We start from the raw sequence: 18,395 nt of genomic DNA on the forward strand, positions 1-18,395 counted from the left end.
AGAGATCCGCTCCTTAACATAATAGGTTTATTCTACAAGCCCTTATTTTTTCTGTCCAACTTAGTGTAACCGATCCATGCGTAGTGGCTCCGGGGTACAGGATGACATCAATCAGGCGCGGCGTGAGCAGCAAGAAGCCCGCGCTGCCGCTTCAACTCGTAACAAAAAGCTTGAGGACGCACTAAGCGCCAATACAGCTGCACTCGCCCAAAACACAAAAGCGACCGACAAAAACACGAAGGCCCAACTGCGCGAGAATCTCTCACCGTTAGACTTGGCAGACAGCCTGCTTGGGCGCATTGAGCGTCATATGTGGTCCACGTAACGTTAGTTAAAGGGGGGGGGGAGCTATCTTGATTAACGTGTTTCTATCGCACTCCAACAACAAAGAGATCATGCAACTACCCGTCCCTCCAGCAAGTTACAATGTGCCGTCTCCGTGGAACAACGAGAAAGTGGAAGGGCTGCAGCAGTCGTTGAATCTGATCGGGCTAAAAGGGCTCCGAACCGTGGAGATCAAGAGCTTCTTTCCAATCCGCGACTATCCGTTCTTGCGAAACCGCAGCATGTGGGGGATGGCCTATGTTGACACCATCGAGCGATGGCGTGAGCTTCGAGTACCGATTCGCTTGGTGATTGTGGACTCAGGGGGAAGCAAGTCACTAAACATGCCTGTCACTATCGATGAGTTCGAGTGGGGCGTGGGAAGGAGTGGCGATATCGACTACACCCTGCAGATGACTGAATTCACATTCGTTTCAACGGCGCGGAGGTGACAGATTTGTTTGCACTGACACTGATAAAAAATGCTGGCGATAAAAGTTACGATATTACACCGCTGGTCGGAAGCATGTCGTGGGACTCGAACCTGTCGCTAATGTCGGCACTGGAATTTGACATCAGTTGGACAGATGCCAAGCTTTTTCCAGTGAACCCATGTGAACTGGGCGACGTTGTGCTGCTTTCCAAAGATGGAAAAGAGGTTTACCGGGGAGTCATCATCAGCGAAGGTAGGAGCGGAAGGCAAGCGATCAAATATCGAGTCTATGACTACGCTTGGTATCTTGGCAGGTCTAAAAGCGTCTACCAGTTCAACAAGATATCAGCCTCGCAGGCCATACTGAAAATCTTGAAAGACTTCGGCATGCTTGTCGGTAAGGTGCCTGATATGAATACGATCATCGACGACATTTTTTTGGAGAAAAGTCCGGCAGAGATCATCGAAACGATCTATAAGCGCCACGAGAAAGCCACTGGCAAACGATACAACGTAGAAATGCGCGAAGGCAAAATATTTTTTGAGGAAATGAAAGAGCTAGTTATCAAAGGAACCTTCAAACTGGCGGATAATATTGCGCCAGTTGATATCCTGGCCAATCCTTTGGGCGCCGATCGCTCTCGTTCCATCGAAGAAATGCGAAATCGAGTAAAAATCCTGATCGAGCGGGATGACAAAGAAAAAACGAAGCCGAAATATGAAGTGGTTGCCGTAGCGCAGGATGAGTCGGCCATCATGAAGTATGGTCTTCTCGAAGAAACGTTCAAAATCGAGGCGGAAGATGCAGCAAAAGGTCGCGAAGTTGCGCGTATTCTTTTGCAACGACTTAATCGGATACACGAGACGAACAGTTTGAAAGTCATGGGCGATGTCGCCTTTAAGGCAGGTAGGCTTTGGGATGTGACCGAACCAGTAACGGGCATGAAAGGCCGATTTATGATTATTGCCGCCAAGCATGAGGTGAAAAATCAAGTGCATACGATGGAGCTAACTTTGGCTTTGCCGGAGGATGTGAAGTAATGGACAGCCTCGATAGACTTGCTCAGTTGATAGTAGCCATGCACAAGGAGAACCGTAACCCAGTGAGCACAGCTCCGCGAGTTGGTAAGGTTATTTCCGCAAGTCCGTTACGCATCCAGTATGGAGAGAGTATCATCTTGGAGCAACGGCACTTAATTATTAGCGAAAGCCTGATGGCGGGTTACTGCCGGAAAGTCGAGTTGACTGACCTCAAGTTATCGGGAAACAACCCGGAATATCCCGCGCGCATAACATTCTACAATCCCGGCGGAAACGTTACCGAGCGAATCATCGGCATAGACGTTCCTCCGACCGTACCGGAAAGCCACGAAAATAAGCTAAATGCAACAATCACTTTCGTTGATGGACTGAAGGAAGGCGACGAGGTAATCATTCAACCGGATGAGTCGCTGCAGCTATGGTTCGTCATGGATAAAGTCTGGAAGGAGGCCGTGACATGAGCCTACCACAGATTGCTCAGCTGGAAATGCCAGCTACAGAGATCACCCGTCAAGCGAGATCCCAAACCGTTCACAAAACGTTTTTGTGGGATTTCCAGGCGGGTGATTTTGTTTTGCGGGATGGCAAGCTGGTTGAGGTAACTGGAATCGAGTACATCAAAGTCTGGATCGAAAAGGCGCTGCGAACGGTAAAGGATAGTCTGATTTACGCAGGAACGGGATACGGCAGCGAACACCACTCGTTGATCGGGCAGAACTTCCATCCGGACTTTTCTCGCGCTGAGTACGAGCGGATGATTCGTGAGGCTTTGCTACAAAACGATGCTATTACGCAAGTAGCCAATTTCAAGTTTACGCAGGATGGCGAACGGCTATCAGTTGAATTCGACGTGACCAGTATTTACGGAGTAACGAGCGGAGAGGTGACGGTGTAGTGGCAAATAAAGATGCCATATTGATGGACATGCTTACCTCTGTTTCTGATGAGCATGACAAACGGCCAGGCAACTTTTTTTATGATGCACTTGCGCCAGCTGCAGAGCAGTTTGAAAAAGTAGATGCTGCTATCGAAGCAGCTAAGAAGAAGCTGGATATACGCACCTTGACAGGAGAAGAACTGGAACAGCGTATATATGAGCGCACAGGAATTGGGCGCAAACCAGCAACACATGCCATTGGTACGGCGACGCTGGCGGGGACAGGGATGGTGCGCATAGGCGATTTGGTAGAGACGCCAGGTGGAATCCAGTTCCGGGTGACAGAGACAAAGGCAATCTCGGGCAGTGGCACGGTAAGCATCGAGGCAGTCGTGGCTGGAGCCGACGGCAACGTACCGGCAAACACCATCACGCTGTTTCCAGTTACGCTGGCCGGGTTAACGGCTGTTACTAACCCTAGTCCTACTGCCGATGGGTTTGACGCTGAATCTGACGACGATCTACTGCAGCGCTACTACGAGCGCATTCGTACACCCGCCACGAGCGGCAATAAAGCCCACTACAAAAACTGGGCAAAGGAAGTACCTGGTGTAGGCGACGCCCGCGTCATACCACTCTGGGCTGGTGACAACACGGTCAAGGTAGTCATCATCGACAGTGACAAAAAGCCTGCAAGTCCGGCAATCGTAGCGGACGTTCAGGAGTACATTGACCCAGGAGTAACGGGAACAGGCGAGGGGGCGGCTCCACTCGGAGCTTTTGCAACGGTAGTCAGCGCCGCTGGAGTAAATATCAATGTGTCCGTCACCATTACGTTATCAGCCGGATATACGCTGCAACAGGCAACAGAAAATATCTCAATGAGTTTGACACAGTACCTCAAAGGGATCGCCTTCGCAGAGTCGATCGTCAGCTATGCGAAAGTGGGGGCGACTATTCTGGAAAGCGATGGCGTAGAGGACTACTCTGGGTTGACGATCAACGGCGGGGCAGCAAATGTTTCAGTCGGAACTGAAGAAGTAGCAGTATTAGGGACGGTGACAGTGAATGTCTAGGGCCGACGAAATGCTCAAACGGCTGCAACCGTTTCAGCGCAAATCAAAGCTTTACCAGGCGATCTTTGACGCCGAATTGCCGCAGTATGTCAGCAGAGAAGAGGCGATAACAGATCTGCGTGCCCAGATGGACGTTAGCACGGCTACATGGGCTCTCGTTATCTATGAGTACGAGTACGGGATCAAGACCGATCCGTCAAAAACCCTGGAAGCTCGCAGGTCGTCCGTCATCGCCAAGATGCGGGGAGCAGGGAAGTTTACGGCTCCCCTTGCCCATGCCATCGTGAGCGCTTTTACGGATAGAGTCAGCCGCGTAACCTTTACTGGCAGAATCAAAATCCAATTTGACGAACTGACAGACCTAGACTTGGCGGTTGTTGCTGCCGCGCTGGAGGACGTCAAGCCGGCACATATCGATGTGGAGTATGACCTAAAAAATAACTCCGCCCTGGTGATATCGGATAAGGTGATCGTTCACCATCGGCGATACCACAAGGTGTCCGAGTTCCGAGTCGGGATGAAGCCATTGAGGTATCAAAGCGAGGTGACATTATGATCGACAATGCCTACCTGGGGCGAGCCGCTGAAGACCTGAAAAACCGGGTTGGCTCTCTTGTTGTAAACAATCACACGGTGCCGATTCAAAGCGTCACCCGAGATGGCCGATCGATCATCGTGCAAACATTGAGCCAGCAGGGAATCACAGAAGTCACATCCATCAAATTGTACGACGATAATGGAAACCTGATCACCGAGAGGGCAGCCAATATCACCGTTGCAGACCAGCAACGACTAGCATTCCGTTTTGAGTTTGAGGTCAGGGGGGAGGCAAGATGAGTAGTTATGATCCAAAACTGGACTGGAAATACGATGATGATGTCACGGAACAGGACATCAACCGATGGGAAAATGGGATCAATAACGCTCACGTCCAGTTGGCGCAGCTGCAGGCGGATGTGTCCAACCTAAAAACGCGAGTAAACACGCTGGAGGCCACGTTACCCGACAATTTCACCCTCAATAACTTTAACGATGACCTTGCATCAATCGACTCGATCAAAGTGATCCGCGGCTACTACAACGAGGCGCAAAGCCGCCTGGAGGTATGATGCTATGATCTGGAAACCTGCCGATAACGGCCATTGGTAGGGGGATGGACAATTATTGCTAATTGTTGGAAAATAGGGATGGAGAGGGGGGATAGAAGTGAAAGTGCTTAGACAAATTGTTCAAACGGAAATATTTCAACATCATATGGAATCAAAGCTTCAAGATAAAGTAAATGATTTCCTTCACCATTTAAAGCCTGAAGACATAATCGATATTAAGATGAGTCACGGCGTGTCTTCGCCAAATCCTAGTGAGCACAACGATGTTTATTCTACGGTTGTAATGATAGTATACAAAAAATACATTACCTAAGCTGCTCACCCGAGCGGCTTTTTCTTTTGCACGAGGAAAGGGGGAGAAACATGCCTGTAGTTACTCTAAGCAAATTAAATTCTGTCACGCAGGATACATTCGTAGAATCATTCGCCCCTACTAACACACAAGGAACATCAACCGTAATTCGTGTTGGTCATTCTAGTTCACCAGGTAACATTCGCGGTCTGCTTAAATTCGATTTGGGTCTAGTGCCTAATGACGCAATCATTAACAGCGCGACACTGAAATTAAAGCAGTCGTATACTAATAATGGGGCAGGTGGACAACTAGACATCCATAAAATCACCGGAATTTGGGATAACTCAACAAATTGGAACACTCAACCTCCATTCGACACTACTCCATCCGCCAGTTTTACAGTTGCAGCAAACGGACTGTATACCGTTGATATAAAGAACCTTGTGCAAGACTGGGTAAATGGCGCTACGAATAACGGTCTGTTAATTAAAAGGCAAGATGAGTCTGTTGTCCATTATGTTGAATTCGACTCATTTGATCACACGACCAATACCAACCGTCCTATTTTGGAGATCGACTACACCATCCCGACAACAGGCAAAAAACAGGTGGAGTATGTGGGACAAAGTAACAGTTACTCATCTGCTGAAGTTTCTAGCATTACTCCTACAATCCCAACTGGGGCGGTTTCAGGTGATTATTTAATTGCTCATTGGATCATTTATTCCGAAACAAGTACATTTGCACTCCCTCCTGGGTGGTCGCTTCTTAGCAATGGAACAGGGCAAGCTTGGCGCTACGTAATTGCGTATAAGAAGATGCAGACCGGGGAGACAGCGCCTACTTTTCAAATCACGTCTGCTGCAAAGTACACAACCATTGTTCTATATGCCTTCCGTAATGTTAAAAGCGTTTTGAACACTAGCCAAGCAAATACGGGCACAGTGACTGCATACATGCCACCTGCTCCAATTAACGTTTCTGTCGACAAGGCATTGTTCGTTTTAAGCAATTGGAACGCAATTGGATACACAGCCACTCCACCATTAAGTTACGCAGAAAAAGAGGATTTTCAAAACGCAAGAGGCGGATTTGAGATGTCGATACGCTACTTGCACACACTGCGCACGCAAACAGTAAGCGATATGACAACGACATTAAACGCAGCATCGAACGGTGTGGCTGGGGTGTTTGTCCTCGAACCAATCACCAACAACCCACCAACACTCACGCTCACGTCACCTTCCAATAATCTCGTATTATCAGAAGGTAACACGCTGCAGATCGGAGGCTCGGCAACCGACTCGGACAGCGGCAACGTGGTGACCATCAAGTACAAAGTCAATAACGGCACGGCAAGGGCGTTGCAATCCGGGGTATCCAACGGCAGCACGCCTATTTCTTTTGCCAAGACGCTGACCTACAGCAACAAGCGTCTGTGGGACGGCGCGACGGACGTGGTAGGAGCGGATCTCGCGGAGGGCACCAATCACACGCTGGCCGTGTGGGCGGAGGACGATCAACCGGGCGGGGTATCCAGCCAGGTGACGCGGACGTTTACCGTCATACACAACCGGCCGCCAACGATCAGCGGATCAAACACAAACCTCGGGACGATCAGCACGCCGCCGAGCCAGACCTACACCGTCACAGAGCCGGAGGGGGACGGCTTTACCGTCACCGAGAAGATCAATGGTCAACTCATCCGCACGTTTGCTGGGGGCGCCGGGCGCCAAGAAACGGTGACCATACCTCATGACAAGTGGATCAGGCTGGACCTGGACACGCCGCACACATTGACCGTGGAGGCAACGGACAGTAAAGGGTTGATGTCGACGAGGACATACACCTTTGTCCGCACAGAGACACACATTGAGTTTATGCTGGACTTTGACAATCCGGACGTAGCCGCGCATTTTACGCTGGATGGCATGCCGGAGCGCGTGCTGGTGACGCTTGAAAAGTATCTCCCTACAGGAGCGGAGATCGAGAGTGTGAAGGTATGTAACAATGCCTTCGACGCAAGTCCGACGTGGGAGGATGCCACTAGCGCAGTGCGTGGCGGCCGCGGGTATCTTTTCACCAATACGGTCAAAACGGCTGCAGATTGGGGCATTAATATTTGGGTTGTCTTGGCGAAAGGAACGGCGGCTGAGCGAGTGCTGCTCAACGGCTACGGAGGTGCATTCGATTGAGTTTGAAGGTGAAAAACGTCAAACCAATCTCTCAGATCAGGCAGGAGCAATTGGTGGACGACAAGGCCAGAATTGCCCAACTGGAAAACGAGCTCGCAGCATCCAAAGAAGAGACCCTCATGGTTATGGAGGCGCTCGCCGAGGTATACGAAGAGCTGCTGGCGCTGAAGGGAGAAGCGTCGTAATGACTCAAATCTACTACAACCTCGTAAAGGCCGGACGCCGAACGATCGACCAGGTACCGGAAAATCTGCGGGAGGAAGTGCAGGCGATGCTTGATGCTGACAGCAGCGCTGGTTAATCTCGGCCTCTGGCTGATTGCCTTGGGAGGAGGTGAGGAAACCATGGTAGCGATCTACGTTGCTCTGATTGTCGCGGGGCGTCGCACGTTTGAGAGCGTGCCGACGGGCCTGCAACCAGCCGTACAAACTGATCTGGAGGCATTGGGTCTGGGTACAGACGGAAAGCCTTTGGCATAACGCTCTTTCCTAGTGGAGAGGGCGTTTTTTCGTGACACCAAGACTGACAGCCAGCCTCGTGCCTAGCGTGGCTACTTTTATTGCCCGCCGAGGGAGAGAGGAAGAGAGAGCATGGAAAACATCTTTAAATCAGCAATAGCAGTAGGCGGTGCAGCCGTATCGTTCTTGTGGGGTGGATGGTCGCCACTTCTCGCCGTCTTGCTGACCTTTGTCATCATCGATTACATTACTGGGGTCATGGCTGCAGGAGTCGAGGGTAAGCTTGCAAGCCGAGTCGGGCTGGCAGGAATCGCGCGAAAGGTCTTCATTTTCGCGATGGTCGCAATTGCTCACTTGATCGACACAGCCCTCGGCGACCAGCACGTATTGCGCGACGCGACGATATTTTTCTACCTGGCGAACGAATTGTTGAGCATCATCGAGAATGCCGGACGAGTGGGGCTCCCTGTTCCGACGCCGATCAAAAAGGCTGTCGAAGTGTTAAAAGGAAAGGGTGGTCAAGATGCCAGCAACAACTAAAGGAATCGATTGCGCAGCTCCACTTACAGCCGATAAAGCAAAAGCGATCGCCGCAGCAGGCTACAAGTTCGCGGTGCGCTACCTGGTGCCGGAGCGGCTGGCCTGGAAGCGTCTGACGCGGGCAGAAGCAGAGGTGATCACGGCGGCCGGGATGAGAGTAGTATCCGTGTTTGAGACAACTGCCAATCGGCCGGCAGGTGGGGCTGTAGCCGGGCTGGAGGATGGAGCCGAAGCATACAAAGAGGCGCAGCTCATCGGGCAACCGATCGGCAGCGCCATTTATTTTGCTGTGGACTTTGATGCTACAGCGAAGGACTACCCTGCGATTGAGGCGTACCTGCGCGCAGCGGCGACCAAGATACCGGGCTACGAGATGGGGGTCTACGCCGAATATGATGTAATCGAAGAGATGGCAAAGCGCGGCGCGGCCAAACACTTTTGGCAAACGTACGCGTGGAGCGCGGGGAAGAAGTCAGCGCGAGCGAACATCTATCAGTACAAGAACGGCCAGACGTTGGCCGGGCACTCGGTCGATCTGAATGAATCTTACGGCGGTGAGGGATGGTGGGATACTCGCCCACAGGTGGTGGAAAAACCTGTGGGCAAGCCCGCCGCCAATCCTCCGGAAATACCCGAATGGAAACGGCAGGACCACGACGAGTTGCTGGCCGCGGGGCTGCTGACGTCGGACCATACGGCCAGCTTGGATGATCCGGTGCCGCAATGGATGCTGTTTGCGCTGCTCAATCGGCTGCGCAAAGGCGATACAGCGCCGCCAGCGCCGCAGCGCCGCCAGCGCCGCAGCCAACGCGATAAACGTTGCTCATCCTGTCGTGGCTGACTGGCTCAAACAATACCTGTAAACTGCAAAAGCCCTTCTGGTATCAACTACCAGAGGGCTTTTGTTTTAGATACGGCTTTGTATTCTAACCTTTTCAATAGCTCCGTTTATTAAATCCTCGAATTTTTCCTTATGCGCTTTCTTAAACCCTTCAAACTCCTGGTCACTTTCGATGTTTTTGTACTCATCAGGTTTCATATCCAATAACTTTTTAAGGTATAGATATGTGTCAGTATATTCCCTAATATGGGCAGAAAAACGGGCCATGTCATTGATGCAGGCATAAGATTCAGGAAACGTCTCGATTGCCTTATGAAAGTACTCTTTTGCCTTGATAATATCTTGCTTAGAGTACCAATACGCATAAGCTAACGACGTGTAACCATTGAATAGTTTAGGGTAAGTCTCTACAGCCTGTTCAAACAAGGAAATAGCCAGTTCTTTATCATGTTGATTTTCACTGAACTGAAAACTATAGGCAGTCATCAACTTTTGCATAGCTTCTTGCATCTTCAAATTTTCTTTGTCTAGAGCTTCAAGTCGCTCGGAAAGTTTTGACTCTAACTTCTCATCAATTATTTTTTCGGCATGATGTGTATTGAAATAACCATACAAAGCAAAGCCGAGACCTGAAATAGCAGCTGCTAAACCGCACACACCTAAAAGAAAAGCGACTGGATCCCAGTTAGATTCGGGCAACGGAGTTGAGCCTCTAATTCCTGCGTACACAAAAATTACAACGCCCAGTAGAACGATCCCGTATGGAAGGTATTTTCTCAAATATTACACCACCTTTCCAGTAGCTTCGACCTCAGTATACTTGAAAAACGCTTCTGCTAGGAAGGATTTAGTGAAAATTTTAATTGTCAATTTTAATTTCAATACGTTTCTATTTGGGGTGGGGGAGCTCGGGCGGATTTTTACGGAATGGGGCGTCGTGAAGCGCATCGATATGCAGTACCGACAAATTAAACTTTTGCGAGACGAAGACTTTTGGTGGATACCCATCGATCAGCTTATAGGGGTTTAGCCTGTCTGAACAGGCTTCGCATCCGGAAAAAGAAAGATGACCCGGCTCCGCACTAAGCAGAGGCGGGTTTCTGATTATATGCTCTTGCCAACCTGCTCTAATACCTTGATAAACAGGGGAGACAATTGGATCAGGATGTATCCAAGTCCGGCGTTTTGGATGGTTGACCAAGCCCGATCGGCCTGCCCAAACATGAAGAAGAAGCAACCCCCGATCATGACCACAGATGCAACAGGCAGTGAAATGGCAACAAGTATCTGCGTCAGTGGATCAAGCGCATGAGCTAGTACCTGGAGCGTTGTGCCAGCTACAACCTGCGTAGCAGACGCTGTAAGGCTCTCTGCGGCGCTTACGTGTACTGCAGAAGCGAGTGCTAACGGAATCATGGCCCCTGCTTTTATGAGCGCGTCTGTGACCTTTTTCAAATCGTTCTTTTTGCCTGGGTCCTTCCACGTCCCGTCCATGAAGTCACGAAATTTAATCACTTCTGTCCTTGCCATGCCGATCACTCCTTAGCGTATATCTTCGATGCAGTAAACCCGGGCAGGCATGCCCTGGCACATCTCCACAAACCGTTTTACCCTGCTCCTGCTGACTGTGACAACGTGGAGGGCAGGGAAGTAACCAAACTCCAGCTGGAAAACCCCTCGCTCGAACATTTCCCTGTACTTCTTGACCTTCAAACCGTTCTCCGCCATGCTCTGCGTATTGTCGACTTCCAAAAAGTGATACCTTTTATCCTTGATGAATAGCGCGTCCGTAACAAGAGTTGCTTTTCCGTCTGTGACCTTCATTTCGTTTTTCCAGCTGGCCGGACAACCAGCATAGAAAAAGAAGTCGTTGCGCATAAGCGTGTGCCTAGTCTGGAGGGTGCGGCGGACAACTTTCTGTGATCCAATCATCTGCCGGCCGATCTGGTTGAGATAGTAAACAGCGCCATAACCTTCCTCCCGAAAGCTGTACAGGCACTCTTCCATTCGCTTGAGCACCTTCTGTGCATTGCGATCACCGCCCAGTCGGTGGAGGCGCTGCAGTTGTTGTCTACTCAAAAAAACGAATCTGTCCAGGCTGCGGAGGATTTGCTCCTGCCGTTCGACTCTGCTGATTGTGGCCCGCATCGTTCTGCTCCTTTCTCTGCTTAATGGCGATATGAGGCTTGACGATCCGCTGGATAGCTTGCGTGTCTATGAAAGGCGTCTGCACGATTTGCCGCTTGCCGGCAGTCTGGTATATGGCACGACCTCGTATCTCCGGCAGCAGCTCGGCTCCGGTTTCATCCAGGACGACGCGGGATGCGGTGGCCGTCTGCACCCGAAAGCACAGCTTCGCGTCAGCGTTTTGCTTGCATGCGCGAGGTATCACGTCCCCGGTTGGGTATTGCGTGGCAAGGATGAGCCTGTAGCCTAGCCCGGCACCAAGCCGCGCGATCTGGCTCATGTAGGTTTGGCAGCGCTCTTTGAGCTGGCGTTCTTCCTTGGTCACGGCCTCGTCTGGATTGAGTTCGCCGACCTCGTCAACGATGATAAAATGTCGGTTCGGGTCTTTTGCTTCCTGGACGTTTCTGACGCCCTTTTGTTTGAGGGCAGACTGTTTCCCTCTCATTTCCTCTACGATGGCCTGTAGCGCCGCCTCTGCCTCCTCCGGTTCCTCTGCATAGTGGACGACCTGCTTCATATCGCGGTAGCCCGCAAACTCCACGCCGCCCTTGAGGTCGATCAACGTAAAGCGCACGTTTTCCGGCTGCTGCGCCAGTAAGGTTGTGATGACCATGTTTAAAAAGTTGCTCTTGCCGTACCGGGTAGCGCCGCCGATAACCATATGCGGGATCTGTTCAAAGTCATGATGGACGATGGTGTTGCCTTCGCGGATCTGCCCAACTGGCACGGACCATCCTCCAGGAGCGTAAACGTCCTCATACTTGACCAGCGTGGGGAGGGGATGGTTGTAAACCTTAACCTTGAGCAGACCGTCATAACTCAGTTCAACTTCCTTTTTCGCAGCCTTTTTCTTTGTGACTAGGGCTTTGATCTGGGGGAGCAGGGGCCGCGCGCGATCCAATGCCTTGACGTCTGACCAGGTAAACTGCAACGTTGTCTTGCGGTTATTCAGACCGTCTTGGATGTGGTTCAGCTTCGCCTGGTAGTCCTCGAAACTGCGACCGAGGGGAATCCTGTACCTGTACTCTGTTCCCCATGCGTGGTTCACTTTTTTGACGAGCTGCGCCGTGCAGGTTTTATCTCCATCTCGGATGTTCAGGCCGGTCAGCGAAAAAATCTTGTTAAGCTTGGCGCTGTCATTTGTGGCGCCAGATTTTTTTGTCTGTGCATAAAGGGCTATCCCTCCCATCAATGCGGATGACACGATTTCCAAAAGCAAACTGCACCACCTCACTGTTGTTTCGTTAGAAACAGTTGCGGTAAAAACGAACTCGTACTCTGGCGCAGATCCATTGTGGCTACCGCGTTTTCCCGTTCGTTTCGGTGTTCCAGGGATACGCCAGCAAAGCGAATGGTAAAGCGAACATCGTTGCGAATCATCTTGTGTTACTAAGGGATGCAGCAGGGATTGTCCATTATTCCATTGAATTTAGTAAAAATACAATGTGTTGGAAAAGGGGGCAAGGAATGAGCGGATTGGGGAAAACACGATCACTTCTTGGTGAGTGGTTAGATAAACGCGGCATCAAACAAGAGTGGCTTGCCCGGGAAAGTGGGGTAACAAATAGCACCATCAGTAACGCTGCATCAAAGCCAGGGCACATGCCGACCTACTCAAACATGGTGAAGATTGTTGCTGTGTTAAAAAGGATCGACCCGACAATAACCATCGAGTCGTTTTGGCCTTCAAAAAACGCATGAACAGGGGGACGAATTGGGGACGATCTTTACTCGGACTCTCGAAAATTCACACGGTTACGAACGGATACGAACAAGAAAAACCCTTGATTTTCAAGGGTTTTTAAGATTTACTCGGACATAATAAGCACTAGATTTCAGCTTCCCAAGCTAGCGGCGTGGGTTCGATTCCCATCACCCGCTCCATACGAACGCTCTTGAAAAAGGGGCTATCTACTACGTCTCAAACCAAAAAAGTTGGGCGGGAAAACGTAATGCTTTCCGTCCAACTTTTTTGGTTCTTTTGCTTTTGCCGGAAAGTGGCGAGGCGGATACTCGCCGCCTTCACGCCTTCAGTAGATTGTGGGCCAAAGCCACACTCCCAAACTTGGCGTGAACCACTGGCCGCGCTTTCAACTGGTGTGGGAGCAGGTCCTTTCAAATAGGGGAAGAGGATAGAGAGGAGAATAAAGAAGAGTAGCAATAAGATGAATTGGGTAAAATCCGAGAACCTTTTCATGGAGTCAGTCCTCCTTTAGGCAAGCAAAATGAACCCCTCCAAACGATGATGGTGGGGTAAATGCTGTTACAAGCTTGTCAAAAGCTTGCGAGCGCATCCGCTCGCTTTATCATCACAATCCTACGCGAAACATGACGATAAAACCTTTACCAGATTGTACCACTTCTTTCCGGCATGTTCAGAATCGGAGAGGCCCTTGTTGGCGTACCCATGCTTTTCGTAATAGCCGATCAAACCTTCTTTGCAGGTTAGGGTGATCGTTTCCCGCTGTTTCTGTCTTGCTTCTTGTTCCAGGTGCAGCAGCAGCTTTGCGGCGATACCGCGCTTTTGAAAATGCGGGTGGACCGCCAGTCCCAAGATGCTTTGATGCCCGCCGGTTGCCGGATTTTTCTTGATGTGCGTAAACAAATCGTCCGTTATGTAGGCAGTTTCGATGACGGGGCCGTTTATGAACCCTACGATGTCCCCGTTTTCTTCGGCCACATAAAAACTGTCCGGAATCATCTGAATCCGTTTTTCAAACGCCGCTTTCGTTGCCGCCTCTTCTTCCGAAAAACAGAGCTGCTCTATGGCGACAAGCTGCGGCAGATCGTCCATATGGACCTTGCGAATGTGCAACACGAACATCACCCTTTGTAGCTTTTTGTCAACAACCCTGCCCCTAAATAAGCCAGTCATTTCATAAAAAGTCTCCTCTCTGCCTTCTAGTAGATAGGGTATTATGTTCCGGAAGGGAATGGAATAAAAAGGGAGATAGTTTGGCTTTTGGCAGTCCGAAGGGAAAGAGCGACGCACAGTTTGCGCATTTGTCAGATAGTGGTAATATAAAAAAGAATTCTGTCTTCTGGAAATATCCAGTCTGGCAAAAGGAGAGAGAAAGGGGGCTGGAACTGTGCTGGATTTTGGCGCTGTCTCTTTGGAATGGGGCACAACGCTGGTTCAATTGATCGTTTTCCTCCCGGTGCTGCTGTTTTACGCGTTTGTGATTTATGCGATCGGGAAAACGCTTAGCTTCATGAAAGCAAAAATACAGCTTGACCGCGAGCGCAATCAAAAGCTCGATGAGCTGCTGGAGAGCCAAAGACGCGCACAAAAGTAAACGATTGGGACAGCAACGATTATCGCTACCAGGAGCCGATTCCGGCGAAGCAAAAAAAGAGCAGAGAAAACCTGCTCTTTTTTCGTAGCCAAAAAAGGATACACATTCCGCATCCCTACAAAAAGCGCACCAGCACCTGCACGAACTTTTCCAGATAAAGCTGATCCACTTCGTCAAAACGGTTTTTGCGCGGGCTGTCGATATCGAGCACGCCGAGAAGCTGGCCGTCTTTTATGATCGGCACGACGATCTCCGATTCGGATGCGGCGTCGCAAGCGATATGGCCGGGGAACAGGTGCACATCTGCGACACGAACGGTTTCCCGCTTCTCTGCTGCGGTACCGCACACGCCTTTACCAAACGGGATGCGTACGCACGCAGGCAGCCCCTGGAACGGTCCAAGCACCAGCTCATTCCCGTCGTTGAGGTAAAAACCGACCCAGTTGACTTCCTCGAAAAATTGGTTCAGCAAAGCGGCGGCGTTTGCCAAATTGGCGATTTGGTTGGATTCGCCTTCCAGCAGCGCCTCTAGTTGTTTGATGACCAATTCGTACTGGTCTTCTCTTTTTCCTTGAAACTTTTCGACTTTGAACATGAAAGCTTCCTCCCCACGCTGATCGTCTGTTGGTCTACTCCGCCATTATAAAGCATTTGCGTGGGAATTGGCTCTGACAAATTCACCGGGAGTGTGCGGATGCTCCCAAGTTTTGCTAGAAGCAGACAGGAGGCTCTTGTACAATGAAGAAAGACGACGACACTCTTTTCGTCGCAAGCAAGGCAGGGATAGGAGGCAAGAGACAACATGGAAAAAGCGACATTTGCCGGAGGATGCTTCTGGTGCATGGTTACTCCGTTCGAAGAATTGCCCGGGATCGGGGGCATCGTCTCGGGGTATACAGGGGGATCGGTCGAGAATCCCACCTACGAACAAGTGAAAACAGGGCAAACCGGACATTGGGAAGCGGTCCAAATTACGTTCGACCCGGAGCTGTTTCCTTACGAAAGACTGCTGGAGCTGTACTGGCAGCAAATTGATCCGACTGATCCTGACGGGCAGTTTCATGATCGCGGCAGCCAGTATCGGACGGCGATTTTTACGCACAATGAAAAGCAGTACGAGCTGGCCGTCCAGTCCAAAAAAGCGCTGGAAGCGAGCGGCCGATTCTCCAAGCCGATTGTCACGGAAATTTTGCCTGCGGCCCCTTTTTATCCGGCAGAGGAATACCACCAGAACTATCACAAGAAAAATCCGAAGCATTACAAGGAAGACCGCGAAAAATCAGGGCGCGATGCGTACATTCAGGAGCATTGGAAGAAAACGACATAGGCGCAACAGCAACAACAGCACCGTAGCAGAGCTGCACAGGCTGCTGCGACCGTCCCATCCAGCGCCGTCTCCTTCGGCGTGCACGTTTTTTCGAACGGCACCGTTTAGACAAACAGACTGCTAAACCAGGGCAACGTCAAATAGACGAACGCACAGACGAGAAGAAACAGCATCGTTTTGAGCATCACGCCTGCCAACAAGCTGTCGGTGGGCAGGCTGCGCTCGATCAGCCTTTCGAGTGCGAGAAAAAGCGTGATGGACAAACAAGCAAGCAAGCCAAAGCCAATGAGCGGTTCCATCCGGCAGACACCTCCTGGAAATGTGGGCAGCGCCTTCCTTCTTTGTATGTCTAGTGTTCGTGTCGGTAGTTTTTGGTTGCGGAAGAGGAAATAAACCAACCCCGTCTTTGCAGCAAGCGCAAACGACGGGGGTTCTTCACAGATGGTCGGGAACGTTCATCAACGCGGATCTTCCGTCACCAGTACAATGGCAAAGCCGTCGTAGCCTTTGCTGCCCACCGTTTGAATGGCAGTCGCGCTCACCGTCGGCTCGTTTTCGACCAGATCGGCAAATTGCCGGATGCCGAGAACGTTCGGATCGCTGCTGGCTTCGTCGAGGACGGCCCCATTGCGTACCACGTTATCGGTGATGATGATGCTGCCTTTTCGCGAGAGCTTCAGCGCCCAGCGGAAGTAGTCCGGATTGTTTTTCTTGTCGGCGTCGATGAAGATGAGGTCAAACGGCCCCTGTTTTTCATCCGCGAGCGCGGAGAGGCTGTCCAAGGCGTCTCCAAGTCTGATCTCGACCACCGACTCAAGCCCGGCGCGAGCGATGTTGGCTTGGGCCACCTCGGCATGCTTCGGGGCCACTTCCAGCGTGATGAGCCGACCGTCGGCAGGCAAGGCGCGGGCCAGCCAAATCGTACTGTAGCCGCCGAGTGTCCCGATCTCCAAAATCGTCCGGGCTCCCTGGATGCGCGCCAGCAGATGGAGAAATTTTCCTTGATTGGGCGTGACGTCGATCGACGGAAGGCCAGCGGAAGCGTTGTTTTCCAGCGCAGCTTCCAGAAAGGGATCGGCTGGAACGAATTTCTGCGTAAAATACGCGTCTACGGCTGTCCATTGTTCGCTGTTCATGGGTTCCCTCCTTTATATGACAAGGCTACAACCATCCTGGCGAAAAGAGCGTCCGGATCTGGCAAAATCAGCATAGCACAAAAGCGGTATCGTCGAAATAGTGGAAAAGGCAAGACAATGGTCAGCGCACGAAATTGAGAACGCCAACGACGATGAGAAAGCCCAGAAACGCGATGATTCCGTAGACCAAATACGTCGGCAGCTTGGCAAAGCCTGGCTTCGCTGCGTCAGCGTCGTGCTCGCGCGCGCCCATGGACAAAGTGTTCTCCTCGGCAGGATTCGGGACGCCCGACTCGTGACCGGAACGAACGGTTGGCTGCTTGGGCATCGAAAAGACGATCCCGACGATCAAGAGAAAGAGGCTTGCCGCCAGGAAAAAGGCCACGAAGCCGTTGGTGAACAGGGAGGGAAGCTCCGGCTGTGTGGGAAACTGCCCGGTGGCAGATGCAGCTTGCATTTGCCCGATCCAGATGTAGTAGGCCAGTATTCTTTCGAGCGTGTAGAGCAACCCGCTGGCTAGAAATAAAAGTGTGCTGAGCGTATAGGCAAGTTTTGCGGTCAATGGATTTGGCACTCACTTTCTGTCAACGACAAGGATGGGAGGTACGCCATGTAGATGGCTGCGAAAAAGCAGATGGCGGTACTGAGCAAGATCAGCGCGGTAGCCTTCCTGGACAGCGGGTGGTTGTGCCTGCTTGGAAACCAGCTAGATCGCTGCAACCGATTGCGGTAAACCAGGAGCAGAAGAAGAAACAAGGCAACGTGCGCCAAAATCAGGCTTTCCCCGGGTGCTTGCTCTGGAAAAAGCAAGGTGACCACCGGACTTGTCACCATCAAAAAAAGGGCCATGCAAATCAAGATTCGCATGATTTCCAAAAAAAAGCGAACCAACATGAGCATCATCATCACCATGTATATGGTAACACAACTGGATATTGGAAGGAATGATGGAATTTGTTTCTTCTACTACCATTATTTTCGCGTGGCATGATCGTTTGATCCTCGCGATAATAGAAAAGGAATCCAAGCTAGCTAGTATAATCCAACTTGGGGAATTGGGGATTCGAGGCGTTCGACTGAATGGATGCAGACAGGTCGACGCTATTTTTTTGCCTTTTTTGCCGTCCGGCATCCAATGATCTCCTATCGCGTTTGGACGCGTTTTTGGTATATGCTATACGAGGACTCGCAATGTTCTTGGGGTCCGCGGTGGCTCAATAAGGCAGAGGAGCCATCGCTTTTTTTTATGCATGGCCCTCT

The 18,395-nt window shown here is 50.9% G+C and carries 30 protein-coding genes; 19 read left to right on the plus strand and 11 right to left on the minus strand.

From position 1 onward, the window contains the following. Positions 1–76 precede the first annotated feature (76 nt). The 16 genes from ACTHO6_RS10965 (at position 77) to ACTHO6_RS11040 (ending at position 9,189) form a co-directional block, all read left to right on the plus strand. Complete coding sequence (locus tag ACTHO6_RS10965) at positions 77–325, plus strand: hypothetical protein (RefSeq protein ID WP_440241587.1); 249 nt, start codon at positions 77–79, stop codon at positions 323–325. A 37-nt stretch (positions 326–362) separates the two neighbouring features. After that, positions 363–776 carry a hypothetical protein gene (locus ACTHO6_RS10970; RefSeq protein WP_327921010.1) on the plus strand — a complete coding sequence of 138 codons (414 nt, stop codon included), beginning with the start codon at positions 363–365 and terminating at the stop codon, positions 774–776. Then, positions 773–1,798 (plus strand): XkdQ/YqbQ family protein, encoded by a 1,026-nt coding sequence (locus ACTHO6_RS10975; RefSeq protein ID WP_440241588.1) that lies wholly within the window; start codon positions 773–775, stop codon positions 1,796–1,798. The genes ACTHO6_RS10970 and ACTHO6_RS10975 overlap by 4 nt, the downstream gene beginning before the upstream one ends. Next, a complete protein-coding gene (locus ACTHO6_RS10980) occupies positions 1,798–2,259 on the plus strand; it encodes a DUF2577 domain-containing protein (RefSeq protein ID WP_327920944.1) in 462 nt (153 codons plus the stop codon). The genes ACTHO6_RS10975 and ACTHO6_RS10980 overlap by 1 nt, the downstream gene beginning before the upstream one ends. After that, complete coding sequence (locus ACTHO6_RS10985; RefSeq protein WP_327920942.1) at positions 2,256–2,693, plus strand: DUF2634 domain-containing protein; 438 nt, start codon at positions 2,256–2,258, stop codon at positions 2,691–2,693. Before ACTHO6_RS10980 ends, ACTHO6_RS10985 begins: the two co-directional genes overlap by 4 nt. Next, the gene (locus ACTHO6_RS10990) at positions 2,693–3,751 is read left to right on the plus strand and encodes a baseplate J/gp47 family protein (RefSeq protein WP_440241589.1); all 1,059 of its coding nucleotides are present in this window, start codon (positions 2,693–2,695) and stop codon (positions 3,749–3,751) included. Before ACTHO6_RS10985 ends, ACTHO6_RS10990 begins: the two co-directional genes overlap by 1 nt. Then, positions 3,744–4,307 (plus strand): putative phage tail protein, encoded by a 564-nt coding sequence (locus ACTHO6_RS10995; RefSeq protein ID WP_440241590.1) that lies wholly within the window; start codon positions 3,744–3,746, stop codon positions 4,305–4,307. The genes ACTHO6_RS10990 and ACTHO6_RS10995 overlap by 8 nt, the downstream gene beginning before the upstream one ends. Then, entirely contained in the window at positions 4,304–4,588 is a 285-nt protein-coding gene (locus tag ACTHO6_RS11000) for a hypothetical protein (RefSeq protein ID WP_440241591.1), read from the plus strand. The genes ACTHO6_RS10995 and ACTHO6_RS11000 overlap by 4 nt, the downstream gene beginning before the upstream one ends. Then, positions 4,585–4,860: a hypothetical protein gene (locus ACTHO6_RS11005; protein WP_440241593.1), complete on the plus strand. Its 276-nt coding sequence runs from the start codon at positions 4,585–4,587 to the stop codon at positions 4,858–4,860. The genes ACTHO6_RS11000 and ACTHO6_RS11005 overlap by 4 nt, the downstream gene beginning before the upstream one ends. Before the next feature lie 97 nt (positions 4,861–4,957). Next, positions 4,958–5,173, plus strand: a complete 216-nt coding sequence (locus ACTHO6_RS11010; protein WP_440241594.1) for a sporulation protein Cse60 — start codon at positions 4,958–4,960, stop codon at positions 5,171–5,173. A 50-nt stretch (positions 5,174–5,223) separates the two neighbouring features. Continuing rightward, positions 5,224–7,350, plus strand: coding sequence for a DNRLRE domain-containing protein (locus tag ACTHO6_RS11015; RefSeq protein WP_440241595.1), 2,127 nt, complete (start codon positions 5,224–5,226; stop codon positions 7,348–7,350). Continuing rightward, positions 7,347–7,535, plus strand: a complete 189-nt coding sequence (locus ACTHO6_RS11020) for a hypothetical protein (RefSeq protein WP_440241596.1) — start codon at positions 7,347–7,349, stop codon at positions 7,533–7,535. Before ACTHO6_RS11015 ends, ACTHO6_RS11020 begins: the two co-directional genes overlap by 4 nt. Next, entirely contained in the window at positions 7,535–7,651 is a 117-nt protein-coding gene (locus ACTHO6_RS11025; RefSeq protein WP_440241597.1) for a CD1375 family protein, read from the plus strand. The genes ACTHO6_RS11020 and ACTHO6_RS11025 overlap by 1 nt, the downstream gene beginning before the upstream one ends. 43 nt (positions 7,652–7,694) lie before the next feature. Beyond that, a complete protein-coding gene (locus ACTHO6_RS11030; protein ID WP_440241598.1) occupies positions 7,695–7,829 on the plus strand; it encodes a CD1375 family protein in 135 nt (44 codons plus the stop codon). Positions 7,830–7,940: 111 nt separating this feature from the next. Beyond that, a complete protein-coding gene (locus ACTHO6_RS11035) occupies positions 7,941–8,348 on the plus strand; it encodes a phage holin family protein (protein ID WP_440241599.1) in 408 nt (135 codons plus the stop codon). Then, positions 8,332–9,189: a DUF1906 domain-containing protein gene (locus tag ACTHO6_RS11040; protein ID WP_440241600.1), complete on the plus strand. Its 858-nt coding sequence runs from the start codon at positions 8,332–8,334 to the stop codon at positions 9,187–9,189. The genes ACTHO6_RS11035 and ACTHO6_RS11040 overlap by 17 nt, the downstream gene beginning before the upstream one ends. A 66-nt stretch (positions 9,190–9,255) precedes the next feature. Here the strand turns inward: ACTHO6_RS11040 and ACTHO6_RS11045 are convergent, their stop codons facing one another. From ACTHO6_RS11045 to ACTHO6_RS11060, 4 genes are all read right to left on the minus strand, one after another. Beyond that, positions 9,256–9,969 (minus strand): hypothetical protein, encoded by a 714-nt coding sequence (locus ACTHO6_RS11045; RefSeq protein WP_440241601.1) that lies wholly within the window; start codon positions 9,967–9,969, stop codon positions 9,256–9,258. A 324-nt stretch (positions 9,970–10,293) separates the two neighbouring features. Then, on the minus strand, positions 10,294–10,719 hold the full coding sequence (locus ACTHO6_RS11050; protein WP_440241602.1) for a hypothetical protein: 426 nt from the start codon (positions 10,717–10,719) through the stop codon (positions 10,294–10,296). 12 nt (positions 10,720–10,731) lie between these two features. Beyond that, complete coding sequence (locus tag ACTHO6_RS11055; RefSeq protein ID WP_440241604.1) at positions 10,732–11,268, minus strand: replication-relaxation family protein; 537 nt, start codon at positions 11,266–11,268, stop codon at positions 10,732–10,734. After that, a complete protein-coding gene (locus ACTHO6_RS11060) occupies positions 11,261–12,595 on the minus strand; it encodes an FtsK/SpoIIIE domain-containing protein (RefSeq protein ID WP_440241605.1) in 1,335 nt (444 codons plus the stop codon). Before ACTHO6_RS11060 ends, ACTHO6_RS11055 begins: the two co-directional genes overlap by 8 nt. Positions 12,596–12,843: 248 nt before the next feature. Between ACTHO6_RS11060 and ACTHO6_RS11065 the strand changes: the two genes are divergently transcribed. Beyond that, positions 12,844–13,077 carry a helix-turn-helix domain-containing protein gene (locus ACTHO6_RS11065; protein WP_440241606.1) on the plus strand — a complete coding sequence of 78 codons (234 nt, stop codon included), beginning with the start codon at positions 12,844–12,846 and terminating at the stop codon, positions 13,075–13,077. A 220-nt stretch (positions 13,078–13,297) separates the two neighbouring features. On the opposite strand, the gene ACTHO6_RS11070 is transcribed toward ACTHO6_RS11065, so the two are convergent. Then, positions 13,298–13,573, minus strand: a complete 276-nt coding sequence (locus ACTHO6_RS11070; protein WP_440241607.1) for a hypothetical protein — start codon at positions 13,571–13,573, stop codon at positions 13,298–13,300. 120 nt (positions 13,574–13,693) lie between these two features. After that, a complete protein-coding gene (locus ACTHO6_RS11075; RefSeq protein WP_440241608.1) occupies positions 13,694–14,194 on the minus strand; it encodes a GNAT family N-acetyltransferase in 501 nt (166 codons plus the stop codon). A 271-nt stretch (positions 14,195–14,465) separates the two neighbouring features. Between ACTHO6_RS11075 and ACTHO6_RS11080 the strand changes: the two genes are divergently transcribed. Next, a complete protein-coding gene (locus tag ACTHO6_RS11080) occupies positions 14,466–14,672 on the plus strand; it encodes a hypothetical protein (RefSeq protein WP_440241609.1) in 207 nt (68 codons plus the stop codon). Between the two features lie 115 nt (positions 14,673–14,787). Here ACTHO6_RS11080 and ACTHO6_RS11085 read toward each other — a convergent pair whose 3' ends face one another. Next, complete coding sequence (locus tag ACTHO6_RS11085) at positions 14,788–15,267, minus strand: GAF domain-containing protein (RefSeq protein ID WP_440241610.1); 480 nt, start codon at positions 15,265–15,267, stop codon at positions 14,788–14,790. Between the two features lie 207 nt (positions 15,268–15,474). Here ACTHO6_RS11085 and msrA point away from each other — a divergent pair, with 207 nt between their 5' ends. Then, the gene (msrA, locus tag ACTHO6_RS11090) at positions 15,475–15,999 is read left to right on the plus strand and encodes a peptide-methionine (S)-S-oxide reductase MsrA (RefSeq protein WP_440241611.1); all 525 of its coding nucleotides are present in this window, start codon (positions 15,475–15,477) and stop codon (positions 15,997–15,999) included. Between the two features lie 104 nt (positions 16,000–16,103). Here msrA and ACTHO6_RS11095 read toward each other — a convergent pair whose 3' ends face one another. The 4 genes from ACTHO6_RS11095 to ACTHO6_RS11110 all read right to left on the minus strand — a co-directional run bounded on the left by ACTHO6_RS11095 (position 16,104) and on the right by ACTHO6_RS11110 (position 18,267). After that, the gene (locus ACTHO6_RS11095) at positions 16,104–16,298 is read right to left on the minus strand and encodes a hypothetical protein (RefSeq protein WP_440241612.1); all 195 of its coding nucleotides are present in this window, start codon (positions 16,296–16,298) and stop codon (positions 16,104–16,106) included. A 159-nt stretch (positions 16,299–16,457) separates the two neighbouring features. Continuing rightward, positions 16,458–17,135 carry an O-methyltransferase gene (locus tag ACTHO6_RS11100; RefSeq protein WP_440241614.1) on the minus strand — a complete coding sequence of 226 codons (678 nt, stop codon included), beginning with the start codon at positions 17,133–17,135 and terminating at the stop codon, positions 16,458–16,460. Between the two features lie 121 nt (positions 17,136–17,256). Continuing rightward, the gene (locus tag ACTHO6_RS11105; RefSeq protein ID WP_440241615.1) at positions 17,257–17,697 is read right to left on the minus strand and encodes a hypothetical protein; all 441 of its coding nucleotides are present in this window, start codon (positions 17,695–17,697) and stop codon (positions 17,257–17,259) included. Between the two features lie 144 nt (positions 17,698–17,841). Beyond that, positions 17,842–18,267 (minus strand): hypothetical protein, encoded by a 426-nt coding sequence (locus ACTHO6_RS11110; RefSeq protein WP_440241616.1) that lies wholly within the window; start codon positions 18,265–18,267, stop codon positions 17,842–17,844. Between the last annotated feature and the right edge of the window lie 128 nt (positions 18,268–18,395).

The organism is Brevibacillus sp. SAFN-007a, from assembly GCF_051967035.1.
Taxonomy (GTDB): domain Bacteria; phylum Bacillota; class Bacilli; order Brevibacillales; family Brevibacillaceae; genus Brevibacillus.

Coding starts and splice junctions, on each gene's coding strand:
- ACTHO6_RS10965 (WP_440241587.1), top strand. CDS start 77: ATGCGTAGTGGCTCCGGGGTACAGGATGACATCAATCAGGCGCGGCGT.
- ACTHO6_RS10980 (WP_327920944.1), top strand. CDS start 1,798: ATGGACAGCCTCGATAGACTTGCTCAGTTGATAGTAGCCATGCACAAG.
- ACTHO6_RS10985 (WP_327920942.1), top strand. CDS start 2,256: ATGAGCCTACCACAGATTGCTCAGCTGGAAATGCCAGCTACAGAGATC.
- ACTHO6_RS10995 (WP_440241590.1), top strand. CDS start 3,744: ATGTCTAGGGCCGACGAAATGCTCAAACGGCTGCAACCGTTTCAGCGC.
- ACTHO6_RS11000 (WP_440241591.1), top strand. CDS start 4,304: ATGATCGACAATGCCTACCTGGGGCGAGCCGCTGAAGACCTGAAAAAC.
- ACTHO6_RS11005 (WP_440241593.1), top strand. CDS start 4,585: ATGAGTAGTTATGATCCAAAACTGGACTGGAAATACGATGATGATGTC.
- ACTHO6_RS11015 (WP_440241595.1), top strand. CDS start 5,224: ATGCCTGTAGTTACTCTAAGCAAATTAAATTCTGTCACGCAGGATACA.
- ACTHO6_RS11025 (WP_440241597.1), top strand. CDS start 7,535: ATGACTCAAATCTACTACAACCTCGTAAAGGCCGGACGCCGAACGATC.
- ACTHO6_RS11030 (WP_440241598.1), top strand. CDS start 7,695: ATGGTAGCGATCTACGTTGCTCTGATTGTCGCGGGGCGTCGCACGTTT.
- ACTHO6_RS11035 (WP_440241599.1), top strand. CDS start 7,941: ATGGAAAACATCTTTAAATCAGCAATAGCAGTAGGCGGTGCAGCCGTA.
- ACTHO6_RS11040 (WP_440241600.1), top strand. CDS start 8,332: ATGCCAGCAACAACTAAAGGAATCGATTGCGCAGCTCCACTTACAGCC.
- ACTHO6_RS11050 (WP_440241602.1), bottom strand. CDS start 10,719: ATGGCAAGGACAGAAGTGATTAAATTTCGTGACTTCATGGACGGGACG.
- ACTHO6_RS11065 (WP_440241606.1), top strand. CDS start 12,844: ATGAGCGGATTGGGGAAAACACGATCACTTCTTGGTGAGTGGTTAGAT.
- ACTHO6_RS11070 (WP_440241607.1), bottom strand. CDS start 13,573: ATGAAAAGGTTCTCGGATTTTACCCAATTCATCTTATTGCTACTCTTC.
- ACTHO6_RS11085 (WP_440241610.1), bottom strand. CDS start 15,267: ATGTTCAAAGTCGAAAAGTTTCAAGGAAAAAGAGAAGACCAGTACGAA.
- msrA (WP_440241611.1), top strand. CDS start 15,475: ATGGAAAAAGCGACATTTGCCGGAGGATGCTTCTGGTGCATGGTTACT.
- ACTHO6_RS11095 (WP_440241612.1), bottom strand. CDS start 16,298: ATGGAACCGCTCATTGGCTTTGGCTTGCTTGCTTGTTTGTCCATCACG.
- ACTHO6_RS11100 (WP_440241614.1), bottom strand. CDS start 17,135: ATGAACAGCGAACAATGGACAGCCGTAGACGCGTATTTTACGCAGAAA.
- ACTHO6_RS11110 (WP_440241616.1), bottom strand. CDS start 18,267: ATGCCGGACGGCAAAAAAGGCAAAAAAATAGCGTCGACCTGTCTGCAT.